The sequence below is a fragment of the Salinispira pacifica genome (genome assembly GCF_000507245.1).
GTDB lineage: Bacteria > Spirochaetota > Spirochaetia > DSM-27196 > Salinispiraceae > Salinispira > Salinispira pacifica.
Genome location: NC_023035.1, coordinates 257,984 through 273,786, shown reverse-complemented (window position 1 = coordinate 273,786; position 15,803 = coordinate 257,984). Strand labels below are relative to the sequence as shown.

10 protein-coding genes are annotated in these 15,803 nt (G+C 53.8%); 6 read left to right on the top strand and 4 right to left on the bottom strand.

Annotated elements, in window-relative coordinates; translation table 11 throughout:
* Position 1: 1 nt before the first annotated feature.
* The gene (locus L21SP2_RS01170) at positions 2–1,396 is read right to left on the bottom strand and encodes a hypothetical protein (protein ID WP_024266620.1); all 1,395 of its coding nucleotides are present in this window, start codon (positions 1,394–1,396) and stop codon (positions 2–4) included.
* Positions 1,397–1,515: 119 nt separating this feature from the next.
* On the bottom strand, positions 1,516–3,441 hold the full coding sequence (locus L21SP2_RS01165) for a hypothetical protein (protein ID WP_024266619.1): 1,926 nt from the start codon (positions 3,439–3,441) through the stop codon (positions 1,516–1,518).
* Between the two features lie 61 nt (positions 3,442–3,502).
* Between L21SP2_RS01165 and alr the strand changes: the two genes are divergently transcribed.
* On the top strand, positions 3,503–4,750 hold the full coding sequence (alr, locus tag L21SP2_RS01160) for an alanine racemase (RefSeq protein ID WP_169730401.1): 1,248 nt from the start codon (positions 3,503–3,505) through the stop codon (positions 4,748–4,750).
* A gap of 61 nt (positions 4,751–4,811) precedes the next feature.
* On the opposite strand, the gene pepT is transcribed toward alr, so the two are convergent.
* Positions 4,812–6,065, bottom strand: coding sequence for a peptidase T (pepT, locus tag L21SP2_RS01155; RefSeq protein WP_024266617.1), 1,254 nt, complete (start codon positions 6,063–6,065; stop codon positions 4,812–4,814).
* A gap of 98 nt (positions 6,066–6,163) precedes the next feature.
* Here pepT and L21SP2_RS01150 point away from each other — a divergent pair, with 98 nt between their 5' ends.
* Together L21SP2_RS01150 and L21SP2_RS01145 are read left to right on the top strand one after the other, a co-directional pair.
* On the top strand, positions 6,164–7,108 hold the full coding sequence (locus tag L21SP2_RS01150; RefSeq protein ID WP_053335741.1) for a DUF2156 domain-containing protein: 945 nt from the start codon (positions 6,164–6,166) through the stop codon (positions 7,106–7,108).
* Positions 7,092–10,907, top strand: coding sequence for a [protein-PII] uridylyltransferase family protein (locus tag L21SP2_RS01145; RefSeq protein ID WP_024266615.1), 3,816 nt, complete (start codon positions 7,092–7,094; stop codon positions 10,905–10,907). Before L21SP2_RS01150 ends, L21SP2_RS01145 begins: the two co-directional genes overlap by 17 nt.
* Here the strand turns inward: L21SP2_RS01145 and L21SP2_RS01140 are convergent.
* Positions 10,891–11,547 carry a bifunctional 4-hydroxy-2-oxoglutarate aldolase/2-dehydro-3-deoxy-phosphogluconate aldolase gene (locus L21SP2_RS01140; RefSeq protein WP_024266614.1) on the bottom strand — a complete coding sequence of 219 codons (657 nt, stop codon included), beginning with the start codon at positions 11,545–11,547 and terminating at the stop codon, positions 10,891–10,893. The genes L21SP2_RS01145 and L21SP2_RS01140 overlap by 17 nt on opposite strands.
* A gap of 89 nt (positions 11,548–11,636) precedes the next feature.
* Here L21SP2_RS01140 and L21SP2_RS01135 point away from each other — a divergent pair, with 89 nt between their 5' ends.
* Genes L21SP2_RS01135 through L21SP2_RS16625 form a run of 3 tightly spaced genes read left to right on the top strand, consistent with a single transcriptional unit; the run spans position 11,637 to position 15,681 of the window.
* Positions 11,637–12,110 (top strand): RNA polymerase sigma factor, encoded by a 474-nt coding sequence (locus L21SP2_RS01135; RefSeq protein ID WP_041401879.1) that lies wholly within the window; start codon positions 11,637–11,639, stop codon positions 12,108–12,110.
* Positions 12,111–12,114: 4 nt separating this feature from the next.
* Positions 12,115–12,996, top strand: a complete 882-nt coding sequence (locus tag L21SP2_RS16630; RefSeq protein WP_024266612.1) for a hypothetical protein — start codon at positions 12,115–12,117, stop codon at positions 12,994–12,996.
* 15 nt (positions 12,997–13,011) lie between these two features.
* On the top strand, positions 13,012–15,681 hold the full coding sequence (locus L21SP2_RS16625; protein ID WP_024266611.1) for a caspase family protein: 2,670 nt from the start codon (positions 13,012–13,014) through the stop codon (positions 15,679–15,681).
* Positions 15,682–15,803 lie beyond the last annotated feature (122 nt).

Below are 15,803 nucleotides of genomic sequence, written 5' to 3'. Positions count from 1 at the left end.
GTTAGCGGATCCGCACCCCAGCACCCAGGCTGATACCGGAAACCGGATTGGATTCAAACCCGAATTGAAGCTCATAGCCTCCTTCCAGGTATAGTTCAATATTATCCGCTGCGCTGGGCAGCAAATAGGAAAGTCCGGATACCAGACCCGTCTTCAATGCCTTCAGCGCAAAGTCATCACCCTCCTGTAGCGGAATCTGCCCCACCAATCCCAGATAGGCGTGGGGAGTGAGCCGCAGACGCCGGAGAAACAGGTTGTACTCGGCTCCGAAATTCACACTTACCGGCAGGCCGATAAATTCTCCTGCGGTACTGGCGTTTGAGAGCACAATCTCCACCCCAGCCACCGGACGGAAGGCATAAAAGCCCCGGCTTGGAGCAGCCCTGGCTCCGAACGAAATACTGGAGATACTTCTGCTCTCCAGATTGAATATTGCCGCCACATAGGGGGTGACATCGAATCCGATTCGAGGAATTTCCTTCACCTGATCCCCGGCAACGATTCTCTCTTTTTCATACATCACCGAGGCGATGGAAAATTCCTGGTTCACTTCCCGAATTCGAAGCAGGCCCACCCGCTCATTAAAGACTTTCCCGCCGAGATCGCGGATTCGGGTAACCTCATATTCGTCCCCAACCCGTATCCCCATATTTCTTCCGAATTCAAGAATAATCCGTCCTGCTCTCCGTTCCAGAATTGCAGATTTCAGTCTGAACTGTTCCACAGAGCGGATTTCAAATTCCAGCTGGTCGGATATATCCTCCACGGCCAGCCGCATGGCTTCCTGTTTATCATCCGAGTAGCCGGTGGATTCCACCGAGAACTCCGCTATGCTGCTGTAATCTTCAACATTGAAGATGCTGAAAGATGTTACTATTGTTGCCTCATACAGGCTGACATCTCCGATGTTAATATCGTAATAAGTAACTTCGGGAACAACCATGATAAATGAATTGATGATCCTGTTGAGGTCGGATTCGGTAAATGCCTCCTGCCCCAGACGCACCGCTTCGGGGATTTCCACACCCTGCTGGCGGTAATCCTGAATGGCTGAGATAAAATCCGTTACATTGGAGGTGCTTACCCGCTGGGGCATGGCAATAATATTGAATCTTCCCAGATTCTGAAAAACCTGCCTGATTCCGGCATCCACCGCTCCGATACTGTTGCGGAAAATCCGGTCAGTTTCCATATTGCCGCTGCTGGTGAGATCAAGCTCTACCGAGGTTTTTCCAATCTGGGCTTTGATGCTCAGGGAATCACCCTGTTTCTCAACCGGAGCTCCGTAATAATTGGCGCGGAATATGGACAGATCCTGCTTTTCCGATATTTCCTGGGCATAGAGCCCCCAGGCGAATATGCAAAAGACGGCAATCAGTGCAATTAACTTTTTCATTCGGGTTCCTGTTCTAATCTTTTTATTCTGATACTGAAATAGTAGCTGCGGCGCTGTCGGTTTTCAACGATCAGGAGAACAGTTTTTCGAAAAAGTGCATACTGATACGAAACTGAGGATCAGATTCCGTCAAAAACCCGGTCTACCAGCTCATCGGCGGTATTGGTGGCCTGAACGGAATCCAGTCTGATCTGAAGCTGGGCTTCGCTTTGACGGTTGATATACAGACGGTAGAGGCCTCCCCGGTTCACGGGAATATTCAATCCATTTTCACTCACCTGGGGAAACACCAGGGAGAGAAGCTCATCCTTCTGGGAAAGGGTAAACTCGAATACGCTGTCCGGCGCGGGAATGCGCATCATGGATACGCCTTCCACAGAAACTTCTCCGGCACCGTTCAGGCTGAATACCGATGAAGCTGATTCAGAATCCTCGGAAGATTGCAGCTGAACCAATTCCAGTTTGGTTCCCCGAAGAGAATCATCATCATGGAATTCCGCAGCTACATTTACCAGATACTCATCAAGGGCAAATCCGGGCAGTTCAACCCATGCTCCGGGGGGTAGCACCAGATATCCGTCCTGGATAAAAGCCTGATCGGAGTAACTGATGGCATTATTCACCGATGATGCAAACTCAAATCCCTCAGCGAATAAAATAAAGTTGCCGTATTTCTTTCTGAGTATCATCTGAAACAGGCTTTCAAGATCTGAACTCTCCGCCAGGGGAGTCAACTCCAGCAGCGACACTCCCGGACCAATGCGACCCTCAGTCGCGAATTCTCCGGGACCGTCGTCACTGTCTGCAGGTTCAACGGAGGCAAAATCATCGAAATACAGCAGTTCTCCGTACAGGAGTTTCCCTGCTGCAGAGACCAGAAGCGTAAGATGCCTGTCGCTTTCCAGAATATCCATGGTCAATGCGGCGGACCGTGAACTGACTGCCCGCTCTATGCGTACTGTTTTCTCAAAAACCGGCCGTTCAATGTTCCGTGATCTCTGATTCCCCGATTCGTCAGCGGAAGTTTGGGAGGTCTGGAACCGATAGCGGATATGAAACAGCAGGTCATCATCTTCGGCAACCGCCCGAATTCCCAGTCCTCCATCCGAGAGGCTGAATAACAATGCTTCCGTGAGGGAGTCGTCATCCTCTGCCGAGCCCGATCCATCTTCAGTCCGGGCAACCGGGCTGGATTCCTGTTCTGTAGAGGAGAAATTGAGCTGGATCCCCGTAGCCACCCGGTCATTGTTGTAGAAAAACGGAGCGGTCTCCGGGGAAAGAGAATCATCCCGGGTAATCTGGCGAACCCCCCGGGGACTTTCATTATTTCTCGGCTGGATTACCAGCATCTCCAGGGTCTGGTGAATGGTTGAAGAACTGTCTTCATCTATTCTGCTGTCAAACCACGGGTAGAGATCCAGCCTGAGATCGTATACGCCCCCCTGTTCCGGGGCGGTAAGTTCAAATTCAATGCTGGATGTTTCTGCCAACCCTTCATACACCACATCCCCGTCCATCCGGAACTGCAGGTACGGCGAAACCGAGGGATCTGAACCGATTTCCACAAGGACTTTTACCTCTTCTCCGGGGGCGGCGGAGTGGGGGCTGACAGTGACCTGTCGAATATCCGTTGGTTCAGCGCCATAAAAGAACCAGCTGTCTTCCTGGTGGAGGAACTCGCCTTCACGGAAAAATTCAAGATTGATCACATACACTCTGCCCCGGGGCAGTTCAAGTTCGTCCAGCTGAAGATCGGGAATTTCGGGAAAATCCGGTGTCCCCCGGGAGAATTCCCTCTCATGGAGTACCGTTCCCGCCTCGTCTTCCACACTGAGCCTGATAAGATCAGGTTCTTCACTGCTTCTATCGCTGTTGAATGTTACGGGGATGCTTCCGTCTGCCTCCACAAAAGATGCAGGCTCCACGGTATCTACAGAAATGCTGCCTTCCCCGGAGGAAGTCATGAAAAATGATCCCGTATCGCAGCCGGAGAGTACCAGCAGAGAGAGGAGAATGGTAATGGAAAACGGTCTTGCAATTTTCATATGTTTTTCCACAAATAATATAGCACGGATACGGAAAAAAGCCAAAGAGCGGAAAATTTCTTTGAATATTGATATTTCCGCCGGGAAACAGATACACCACAGGTTTCACACGTCCGGCATGGAGTTATTGCAGCACCCGGGCCGGCGGGTTACACTGAAAACCATGACACAGACCAGGGCCATCATCAACCTTGAAAATTTCCGGCATAATCTTTCAGTACTCCAGAAGCAGGCTGGCCGACGGCCCCTGTGCCTGGCTGTAAAGGCCGACGCATACGGTCACGGCGCAGTACGAATGGCCCGTGAGGCGGAAGCCTGGGGCATTCGGCACTTTGGAGTAGCCAGGGTCTCAGAAGCAGTGGAACTCCGGGAAGCGGGCATCGGTTCACGAATTTTCCTGTTCAGCATTGCGGACCGGGGTGAAGAAGAGTTTCTGTTCACCCGGAACATCGAACCCTTTGTCAGCGACCTTGATTATTTCCACGAGCTGGCGGAATGCCGGAACCTCCTTCTGAAACAGGCCGTCATTTCAGATGAAGCTCCTGATCTGGGAATCCATGTGAAAACCGATACCGGTATGGGCAGGCTGGGCTGCCCGCCGGAGGATATTCCTGCTCTGGCCAAGGCCGTCTTCTCCACCCCGGGGTTCCGCATTGCCGGCCTGGCAACCCACTTTCCCCTGAGCGATGATCCCGGCGACAGCCTGGCTCCCAGGCAGGCGGCATTGCTGAAGGCCGCAGCTGAGGAGCTGGAGTCCAGGGGGATGGCGCCGGAATTTGTTCACGGAGCCAATTCGGGGGGGATCCTTTTCCACGGAGATGACGGAAGCAGCATGATGCGGCCGGGGATCGCAGCATACGGGTACGCCCCGGATTCAGCCTTCGCAGAGGAACTCACCCGGCGAAACATGGAGCTGAAGCCGGTTATGGAACTGCGGGCTCCTGTGACCTTTGTAAAGAAGGTTCCCCCGGGGACGTCAATTTCCTACGGACACACCTGGACCAGCAATGAGGAAAGCTGGATAGCCACCGTCAACGCCGGGTACGCCGACGGATACCCCAGGATCGTCTCCAATAACGCCGCCGTTCTCATTGAGGGACGGCAACTGCCCCAGGTAGGCAGAATCTGCATGGATCAATGCATGGTTGACTGCGGTCCCCGAACCCCGGTGCAGCGCTACAGCGATGCCGTTCTCTTCGGATTCAGCCCCGGAGCCGAGACGGCCTCAACCCTGGCCGACAAGGCAGGCACCATTGCCTACGAAATCACCTGCGGGATCAGTCCCCGGGTTCAGAGGGTGTACATGTAATCGATGCATGCGGTTTTCCGGGACCCACGCCCGGGCACTCCGGAATAGCGGCATCGGCTCATCAGGCGGACCAGCGCTGAATAATGTTCAGCACCACCTTTGATGCCCGGACCATGGCTCTCAGTCCCACCCATTCAAACCGGCTGTGAAAATTCAGGCCTCCTGCGAATATATTGGGGGTGGGAAAACCCATTTCAGACAGCCGTGCACCGTCGGTGCCTCCCCTGATGCTCTTTTGAACCGGCTCCATGCCGGTATCACGTATGGCTTCCTCCAGAGTTTCAATTACCCAGGGAGAACCTTCGAGAAACTGCTTCAGGTTCAGATAGCGCTGGGTTGTGCTGATTTGCACCCTGCTTCCGGGGAACTTCATTTCCACGGTTTTTCCAAGCTGCTCAAGATACGCTATCCGCCGGGTAATCTCATCCATGCTGAAATCCCTGATGAAGATCCCCAGTTTGGCAGACTCCATGGTTCCGCTGATCTCCCTGAGAGCGTAGAAGCCGTAGTCGCCGTCGGTTGCCTCGGGGGTTTCCTGCCCGGGCAGCATGGCCGCAAAATGGGAAGCCATGGCAATGGCATTGACCATTTCTCCCCTGGCGTACCCGGGATGGATCATCACGCCGGTGAACTCAACATCAATGGCAAAGGCATTGAAACACTGGGCGTTGTAGCTCCCCTCGGTGTCACCGTCCAGGGTGAAGCCGAACTTCGATCGGACAAGATCCCCGGGAAATTTCACGGTTCCCTTCCCGATCTCCTCATCCGGGGTGAAGACAACCTCCACATCGCCGTGGCTGATATCCGGATGCTCCACCAGATACTCAAGGGCGGTCATAATTTCGGCAATCCCCGCCTTATCATCCGCCCCCAGAAGGGTGTTTCCGTCGGTGGTAATCACAGTATCGCCCAGATAATCCTTCAGCAGGGGATTATCCCGGGGATCCAGCTGATACTCGTCGTTCAGGCGGATCACCCCACCGTCATAGTCGGCGTGAATCCGGGGATTTACATTCTCTCCGGAAAAATCCGGTGCGGTATCCATGTGAGCCAGAAACATCACCGGATCTGCATCTGTTTTGATATTGGCGGGAAGGCGTCCCACAAGGTTGCAGTATTCTGTAAGCTCAACTTCCTTCAGGCCCAATTCCTTCAGTTCCTGTTCCAGGAGTTTGGCCAGTACCCACTGGCGCTCCGTACTTGGCGTCCCTTCAGCGTGGGGGTCGCTGGTGGTATGCACTTTGGCGTATCGCACAAAACGTTCCAACAGCCGTTCTTCAAACCATTCTCTGTCCAGGTCTATGTTCTGCAGCATCTATTATTCTCCTCGGATTCCTCTCAATCAGGACAATCTTCTTGCATATACACATGTTTATGTTTGCCCGGAGCCGGGGAATCGCATATATTACTGGTATGCAACACATACCAGAATATCCGGAATTTTCAAATATTCATAAGGATTTTAAAAAAGAACTGTACCCCAGACTCAATAATGAGGCCGGAGGGGTTTCCGAGTTCACGTTCACCGGCCTGTTCCTCTTCCGAAACCACTATGAGTACCAGCTCAGCTGGCTTCCCGATGACAAACTGCTCATCAAAGGCAAAAAGGATGGAAAAACCTTCTACAGCCTCCCCATGGGCTTCCCCAATGACGGAGAGCTGAGAAAGCGTCTTCTGGAAGAAGCCGATTATATTAAAAACCTGAACGAAGAACGGGCGGATGAAGCCCGGATCTGGCTGGAGGGTTTGGGCTACAATGTCTGTGAAGACCGGGACAACTTCGATTACCTCTACCTCAGAGAAGACCTGGCCACCCTGAAAGGCAAAAAATATCATAAAAAACGGAATCAGATTAACGCCTTTCTCAATAATTATTCCTATGAAGAGCGGCCCCTTTGCAACGACAACGTGGATGATGCCTTTGCAGTCCTGGAAAAATGGCGGGAAGGCAGGGAAGATGAAGGTGACTACAAAGAAAGTAAAGAGGCCTTGGAACTGAAGGATTTCCTGGAGCTGAACGGATACATGATCTATGTTGACGGTAAGCCCGCAGCATACACCATGGGTGAAGGCATATCAAAAAAGAGCACATATGTAATTCACATCGAAAAGGCTCTGGGGGAATATAAGGGCATTTATCAGTTCATCAACCGGGCCTACGCCGCAGTTCTTCCCAAATGCTATAAATACATCAACCGGGAGCAGGACCTTGGAGACGAGGGCCTCCGCCAGGCCAAAATGACCTACCGTCCCGCCGGGTTCATTAAAAAATACCGGGTATGTACAATGGGAGAGGTGGAAATGCCCTTCCATACCCTGAACCGACAGGATGTACCCGAATATGCAGGCAAGCAATAACGATCTGATACAGGAAATTTGCGCGAAATCCCCGGAGCTGGAAACTCATGATGTGGAACGTCTGGTTCAGGCCTTGCCGGGGGACGGCATCCGCAGGTTTCCAAGAAGAGATTTACCCCGGATTATCCGGGGCATGCAGAGTCTTCAGACAGACCATCCCGTTCACTTCATTGTGGACAGGAAAGACACCATGGAGGGATGGGAAATATCCCTCTATGTAATCGGATACGATCACGATTTGCTGTTCAGCATTCTGGTAGGGGTGCTGGCGGCCGCCGGGATGAATATCCGAGAAGGGACCATCGCCACCAGCCGGAATATCGGCGGCAGAAGGGTGATCATCGACCACTTTTCCGGAAACATCTCCGGAAGCGGCGGAATGCACAGCTGGATCGCCCAGGTGGAAGAACATATCAGGGAGTTTTATCAGCTTCTGGAGTCTCCCGCCCGACCAGGAGGGAGCCCGGTGCACCCGGTATCCATCCAGCAGAGGGTTATTGAACTGGTCAGCCAGAGGATTCAGAATTCAGTTCCCGGAAGCGGCACCCTGCTGAATCCCATACACCTGCAGATCATACAAAAAGAGCATTCCACCGCAATTGAAGTGAAATCTTCGGATACGCCGTTTTTTTTGTACAGTTTGAGCACGGTTCTCAATCTTCACCGTCTCCGCATAGAACACGTTCACATAGAAACCCGGAACGGCCGGCTGGTGGATACCATAGAATTCACCGACCGCAAAGGTAAACCCATCAAGAACGAGCGGGTCCTGAACCGGATCAAACTTTCCATTCTCATCTCAAAGCAATTCACCTACTTCCTGGACAAGGCGCCGGACCCGGCGAAGGCTCTGGAGCGCTTCGACAGCCTCATTCAGGATGTTCAGCAACTGGATGCCGCCGAAGACTTCCGGCAGCTGCTGGCTTCCAGCGGCTTCCATGGAGAACTGGCACGGCTTCTGGGAACCAGTGACTTTCTCTGGGAGGATTTCATCAGGATTCAGCGGGACAGCATCGTCCCCATGCTGAAAAATCTGGATAAACGGCATCTGCTCAGCACCCCGGAAGACAGCCTGGAAGAAGCCCTGGGAAACAAGCTGGATGAAGCACGGGGCCCGGATCCCGGTTCCCCGGACATCGCCGCAATGACCGCCGCATTGAATGAATTTAAAAACCGGGAAAGCTTTCTTATCGACATGGACCACATCACCATCCGGGATCTGGACTTTTTCTTTCTCTCCCGCCGGCTGAGCACCCTGGCGGAGGCTGTGGTCCGGGCGGCCTGCCGGCTTGCATGGCTTGAAATGACCGGCCGATACGGCATTCCCCGGAGCGCCGGGGGCCTGGAAGCGGAATGGGCGGTGTTCGGCCTGGGCAAGCTGGGGGGAAAAGCCCTGGGATATGCCAGCGATCTGGAACTGATGTTTGTGTTTTCCGACAACGGTCACAGCGACGGTGAAAAGTCCATTGCCAACCGGGATTTTTTCGAAAAGATGTTCAAACGGGCCGGCGGGATGATCAGCGCCAAAAAAGAAGGCATTTTCCAGGTGGATCTTCGCCTGCGTCCCCATGGAGAGGACGGCCCGGTGGCGGTGAAGCTGGACAAATTCAGCGAATACTTCCGGGAAGGGGGCAAGGCCCACAGTGCCGAGCGTCTGGCCCTGGTGCGGATGCGGCATCTGGGAGGGAGCCCGGAGCTGGGACGGGAATGCCTGAGCATCAGAAATCACATTCTGTACGAAAGCGACGCCATCATCGTACCGGAACTCAGGGATCTGCGTCAGCTTCAGCTCAGGGAAAAGCTCAAGGAAGGGAGAATCAATGCCAAATTCAGCCCCGGCGGACTGGTTGACCTGGAATACAACGTTCAGATTCTCCAGGTGATTCACGGACGGAAGCATGAGTCTCTCAGGGGACCGGGAATCCACGACGCACTGAAAAGTCTGCACAATCTGGGCACCATCGATGATTCGGAAACCCAGGCAATGATCCAGGCCTACCGCTTTCACCGCAATCTGATCAACGGGCTGCGGATGCTCAGGGGGAACGCCGAGGACCTTTTTCTTCCCCCCCAGCATGACCGGGAGTACCGGCATCTGGCCCGGAGAATCGGCTACAAAACCCGGGAAGGTCTGAGTGAGGCCGATCAGCTGACCATCGACTTCGAAACCCACAGCGCCAGGGTGCGGCAATTTGTGGAGCGTCATCTCGGCCGGGAAGCCATCCCCGGGAAGCGGAAACTCACCATTGTGGATATCGTTATCAGCGACGGCCTGGACCCCGATGAGATGGATGAATTCTTCCGCCTGTCAGGCTTCCAGGACGGTCAGAAAGCCATGGTGAACATTCAGAACATCGCCCAGCGGGATGTGAACGGTGAACATTTCATCCGGCTGGCAATTCTTGTCTGGGAGAGGATATCACGAAGCGCAGACCCGGATATGGCTCTGAACAATTGGGAACAGTTCACCGCACGGCTGAAGAGCCAGGAGCGTCACTTCACTCAGCTGCTCAGCCAGCCCAAACGGATGGATATCCTGTTCAGCCTGCTCTCCAGCTCCCAGTTCCTGGCGGACACCCTGATTCAAAACCCCGGGTTCTTTTTCTGGGCCACCGACCCCGAAGTTGTCAGCCGTCCGAGGAACCAGATCGAAATGGAAGAAGCCCTGAGCAATGAGGCGTTGGCTGCATCTGACCATCATGATTGGCTGAACCGGCTCCGGCGGCAGCGGAAAAAGGAAATCCTTCGCATAGGGGTTCGGGATATTGCCCTTGGGGTGAAAATCGAGGAAATAATGGGTGAAATTTCCTTCCTTGCCCGAAGCTGCTGCGAGATTGCCCTGCGGGAAGCAGCCTTCCGGGAACTCCGGCCACAGGAAGGAAGGAATGATCCGCGGCTGCGTGAAATTCTCAGCTCATTGTCGGTTCTCGCCTTCGGAAAGCTGGGGGGATGGGAACTGAATTACAGCTCGGACATTGATCTTCTCTGTGTATATCTTCCCGATGAATCACAGGATCGGGATGGGGAAATCAAACTGTACACCGGAATATTCAAGACCATGGTGAAAAGCCTGAACGATTTCACCCGTGAGGGACAGGCGTACCGGGTAGACATGCGCCTCAGACCCTACGGTGCATCCGGCCCCCTGGTCTCTTCCATGCCCGCAATTCTGGAGTATTACCGGAAACACGCAGATCCCTGGGAGTTCCAGGCTCTTATTAAGCTGAAACCCGTGGCCGGCAGCCTGGCTCTGGGGGAACGGCTTCTCACGGAACTGAAACCTGAATTCGACAGAGTATGGGATGAACAGGATCCCAGAAGCAATATCGACTCCATGCGGAAAAAGAGCATAGCCCATCATGTGGGAGGCAGCGGTTCCGACCCCGGGGAGGCGCAGGATAATCTGCTGCCGGGCTTTGATGTGAAAAACGACCACGGGGGAATCAGGGATATCGAATTTTTCATACAGGGAATGCAGATGCTGTACAGCGGGGAATACCCGGTAATTCTCACCGGGAACAGCCTGCGGGGACTTCAGCTGCTGCAGCGGACCCAACTCATCCCCCGGGAAACGGGAAATGCGTTGACAGAGTACTATACCTTCTTCCGGAGGGTGGAGCACTATCTTCAGCTCAGCAATAACAAACAGGCCCACAGCCTCCCGGAGCAGGAGCATGAACTGAATAAACTGGCCCTCTGCCTGAAGCCCTCATGGAAGCCTGAGCGTTTTTTCCGCTATTTCAGAACCGCAATCAGTGAAGTTCACTCCACATACTCGGGGTTCATTCAGGGAGACTGATTCCCCGGACCGTCAGGAAATCCCGGATTCTCTCCCGCACTGCCTCAATATCTCCGGATTCGAAGGCCGAACGGTTGAAAACCGAACTTGCTCCGCATGCAGTCACATTCGGCAGCTTCAGATAATCCGACAGATTTTCAAGATTGATGCCTCCGGTTGGAATAAATTTCAATTCCGGATGGGTGGCCTTGATGGCCTTGAGCATCCCCGGACCTCCGGATACAGAAGCAGGAAAAAATTTGAGCAGCGTTAAGCCGTATTCCAGAGCCTCCTCCGCCTCCCTGACCGTGGCGATCCCGGGTATGTAGGGAGGAGGGGCCGCTCCATTGCTGCGCATGGCATCCCAGGAACGGATAACCCCGGGGACAAGACTGGGTGAAACCAGAAAATCCACCCCCGCTTCCAGGGCATCATCCAGCTGTTCCGGCTGCCTCACCGTACCGGCGCCCAGGAGCATTTCCGGAAAACGCTCACGGACAGCCCGGATCACCTGAGATGCTCCGGAATTCCGGAACGTAATTTCCATTACAGGCAGTCCCTCTTCCAGAAACAGCTGGGCAAGACGGATGGCCGGCTGGGGCTCCGGAAGATTCAGCACCGGAATTATCCGGTATTCCGCAATTTTTTCAAAAAGACTCATAGCTGAATTATAGAGGCAAGGGAAAGAATATGGGAACATATTTTCTGCTCAGAGCTGTTAGAGTCTATGAACCAATTCAGGAGCGCAGAGTGAATATCAATATTGAAAGCTATTATGAAAAATACGCCCCCATGGTGTACCGCCGCTGTCTCGGCATTGTGAAGAATGATGAGGCAGCCCAGGATATTATGCAGGATGTATTTGTAAATCTCCTGCGCTTTCAGAACCGGCTGGAGCATAAGGGACCGTCCAGCCTTCTGTACACCATGGCAACCAATTTGAGCCTGAACTACCTCAGGTCACAGAAACTTCGACAGCATGCGGCGGTTGAGGATCAGGACCCCGGATGGATAGATCCAAGCGGAGAAACGGTTCTGGCCCGCCATTTCCTGGAGCGGCTCTTTGCGATTGATGATGACAAAACCAGAATCATTGCATGGCTCCATTATGTTGATAAGTACACCCTGGAGGAAACCGCTTCTCACGTCGGGATGTCCGTCTCGGGTATCCGCAAACGCCTGAGAAAACTGCAGTCCAGGGGAAAAGCCCTGAAGGAGGCTTGAAAACATGAAACACAATTCAACACAGGTACAGGATTTATATTTGGAACAGGCCGCCGTGGATGAGCTCGGTGAAGAAACATGGCAGGATATTTCCTCCCGCCCCGGTTTCTCCCCCCGGGATTTCGATGCAGCGGTGGATCGGCTGAAAGATGCCAACACCCGCTTCCTTCAGCAGCACGACACACAGTCGGAACTTGCGGAAATTCGCCGCAGAGCCTTCGCCGAATCCATGGAATCACGCAGAATTGCATCGGGAGTTCTGGATATTCCTGAGCATGGTGAACCCCTGCCCCCGAAACCGAAGAAAAGCTTCATCTCACGGTTCAAAAACCCGGGCTGGAGTGCAGCTTTGGCCGCAGCTCTGCCGGTGGTACTGGTTCTGGGTCTGGTGTTCCGCTTCGCCCTTCCCATGGATCAGGCAGATCCGGCGGGCGACGGCATCCGCACCAAGGGACTGGAGCCGCGGATCTTCATTTACCGGGATCTGGGAGACGGGGACGCGGAGTTGCTGGAAGACGGGGACCGCAGCTTTCAGGGAGATAATCTGCAGATCAGCTATCTGGCAACAGGGAAAAATTACGGGGCGATTATCTCCGTGGACTCACGGGATGTAATAACTCTTCATTATCCGGAAAATTCTGATATTCTTCCCCGATTACAGCCCTATGATGAGGTATATCTTCCATATGGATATCGACTTGATGATGCACCTCAATTTGAAAGATTCTTTTTCGTGAGTTCCGAGGAAGCATTTGATGTGGGTGACCTGTTGGCATCCATCGCACCACAGTTGAAATCTGCACGGTGGACACGAAGCGGGGAACTGGATTTCCCGGAGGAATTCAGCGTGCACCGCATCGACCTGGTAAAGCCTGCGGGCAGATAATTTAAGGAGAACCTTATGACCGTTCATACCAAAAAGACAGGACGATATACAACAATCCGCAGGGCGGTTCTCATGGGATTGATCGGCCTGCTGTGGCTCACGGCAGTGCCGGCCTTCGGTCAGGAGAGCGATTCAGGCTCGGCCAGCGGACCCATCCGCCGTTTCGGGCTCTTCGTGGGAACCAACGACGGCGGCAGCTCCCGGCAGGAACTACGATGGGCAGTCAGCGACGCCATTAAACTCTCCCGGGTTCTTTCAGAAGTGGGCGGCATTCTGCCGGGAGACGGAGTGGTTCTGGAAAATCCCGGAAAGCGGAATGTGGAGCAGACATTTACCCGCCTGAGCCGGATTATCGATGAAAGCAGTGAGGACTCAAGACGGGTTGAGTTCGTGTTCTATTATTCCGGACACTCCGATGAGACAGGGCTGCTTCTGGGCGATGAGCATTTCGCATACCAGGAGCTCCGGGAGAATATCAACAGCGTGGATGCGGATGTGAGCATTGCGATTCTGGACTCCTGCGCATCAGGAGCATTTACCCGCACAAAAGGCGGAGTGCGAACCCAGCCATTTCTGCTGGATGACAGTTCCAGCATGAGCGGGCATGCGTTTATCACCTCCAGCTCTGCGGATGAACTTGCCCAGGAGTCAGACCGGATTGAAGCGTCATTTTTCACCCATTACATGGTTTCTGCTCTCAGAGGGGCAGCTGATCACTCGGGGGACCGGAAAGTCACATTAAATGAGGCGTATGAGTATGCGTTCAACGAAACTCTTTCGGTCACCAGCAGCAGCCTTTCGGGTCCACAGCACCCCTCCTACAATATTAATCTCAGCGGTTCGGGAGACCTTGTGCTCACCGATCTCAGCAATCCGGTAAGCTCGGTGGTGCTGGATGAGGAGATTGCCGGTAGAGTGTATGTAAAGAACGGACGGAGAAATATCGTAGCAGAGATCAACAAACCTGCGGATAAAATTCTTGAAATTGCATTGGATCCGGGTATCTACCATCTGGAACTCAGCGACAGCAGCGGATCCGCCTGGAACCACTCTTTTAATCTTTCCTACAGAAGCCAGAAGTTTCTGGTTGCCGGAGATTTTTATCCTCTGGAGCAGGAACAGAACCGCAGCAGAGGAGGAAGCCCATCCGAACCCTTTATGGATGAGGACACGGAAATTGCACAATCATCCGAAGGGGCCCGGGCTGTGCCGGCACCATATGATGACGTTACAAACGCCGATGGATCAACTTCACCGGCACCGTCCGCCTCTGATGAGTCTTCCGGGGACAACAGCGGCCGGCCGTCTGGGGAGGATGACTTTTTTGCGGTGGAAGATGATTTTTTCACCACCGAAGAGGATTTTTTCAGCGATAAAGATGACTTCTTCTCCGAAACCACCCCTTCCACCGAAGCTGCTCAGCCTGAGCCCGATGAAAGCGGCAACCGCAAGGAACCGGAAACCGGGCTGAAAACCGGCAGCAAGACGGCCGGGGGTATTGAAAAGACTCCCGCCGACGAGACCGTTTCCCCCCGGCCGGTTACACTCAGTTATCATCCATTCTACGTCTCTGCAGTTCCGGGAATCTCGTATCCCGTGATGGAGGGCAGATCGGTTCAAAGCACCTTCGCCTACAGTCCCCTCATCCTGGACCTGGGCGGGCTGGCGGGCCTGGCATCAGCAGGAATATTCACCACTCTTTATGAGAACAGCAGCGGGGTGATGAGTTCGGGAATCGGTAACGTGAGCCGCAGGAATTTCACCGGGGTGCAATCTGCGGGTATTTTCAACACTGCCGAGGGAAGCATCACCGGCGTACAGACCGCCGGGGTGTTCAATACCAGCATGGAACGCTCAAGCGCCGCCCAGGTTGCAGGGGTCTTCAATGTGGCGGACGAGCCCCTGAGCGGCGCCCAGCTTGCCGGGGTCTTCAATACGGCGGATCACCAGATGAACGGCGTACAGGCGGCGGGAGTGTTTAACTCAACCGGTCTGATGAACGGCGTACAGGTCGCCGGTGTATTCAACGGCAGCCGCAGAATCAACGGAGCACAGCTGTCCACGGTGAACATCACCGAAGATGGAGCCGGTGCGCAAATCGGGGTTCTGAACATCGCACGGGGTGAAATGAAGGGCATCCAACTGGGGGTAATCAACATCTCCAACGATCTCTACGGTATTCCCATCGGATTGTTCAGCTGGGTAAAAAAAGGCATTCATGATATCGGCTGGTGGGTGGAAAATGATACTCATCATTTCCTGGGAATCGCCAACGGCAGCAGGAACTTCTATACAACCCTGTACGGGGGAATCCTGCCTGTGAACGGTGTGGATCAGCTTGAGGATCTCACCATGGGATTCGGCTGGGGAACCCGGTTGAAGTTCCGTCCGCTCTACGCCGACCTGGAAATCTCCATTCGCCGGGGAAGCGTTGGCGACAATGCCAACCAGCGTCTGGCAAGCATCTTTGATCCTGAAAACCGTTACACCTATCCTTCAGCCAAGGCGGTTGTGGGACTGCAGTTCCTGGGAATGGGATTCTATATGGGGGTTAATGCCGACCTGGAACTTGAACCCGGCCTCACCGGAGGCTACAGCCAGTATAACGGTCCGGGGGGCGGTTCCTACGAAATCCCCGGATTCGGAACCGTGCACAACAGGTTCACCCTGGGGTTCAGATTATAGCCTGCAGGTGATGGGTGCAGTCCAAAAGGAATGCACCCGGTAGCGAGGACGTTCCCCAAAAAATCTGGAGAAAGCCGGCAGCTCTTTCGGGAGCTCCGGCTATTTTTTTTTCGCATGTAATG

Bases quoted from the DNA above. Each gene is read 5' to 3' on its own strand.
- L21SP2_RS16625 (WP_024266611.1), top strand. From the start codon at position 13,012: ATGACCGTTCATACCAAAAAGACAGGACGATATACAACAATCCGCAGG.
- L21SP2_RS01145 (WP_024266615.1), top strand. From the start codon at position 7,092: ATGCAGGCAAGCAATAACGATCTGATACAGGAAATTTGCGCGAAATCC.
- L21SP2_RS01140 (WP_024266614.1), bottom strand. From the start codon at position 11,547: ATGAGTCTTTTTGAAAAAATTGCGGAATACCGGATAATTCCGGTGCTG.
- pepT (WP_024266617.1), bottom strand. From the start codon at position 6,065: ATGCTGCAGAACATAGACCTGGACAGAGAATGGTTTGAAGAACGGCTG.
- L21SP2_RS16630 (WP_024266612.1), top strand. From the start codon at position 12,115: ATGAAACACAATTCAACACAGGTACAGGATTTATATTTGGAACAGGCC.
- L21SP2_RS01150 (WP_053335741.1), top strand. From the start codon at position 6,164: ATGCAACACATACCAGAATATCCGGAATTTTCAAATATTCATAAGGAT.
- L21SP2_RS01165 (WP_024266619.1), bottom strand. From the start codon at position 3,441: ATGAAAATTGCAAGACCGTTTTCCATTACCATTCTCCTCTCTCTGCTG.
- L21SP2_RS01170 (WP_024266620.1), bottom strand. From the start codon at position 1,396: ATGAAAAAGTTAATTGCACTGATTGCCGTCTTTTGCATATTCGCCTGG.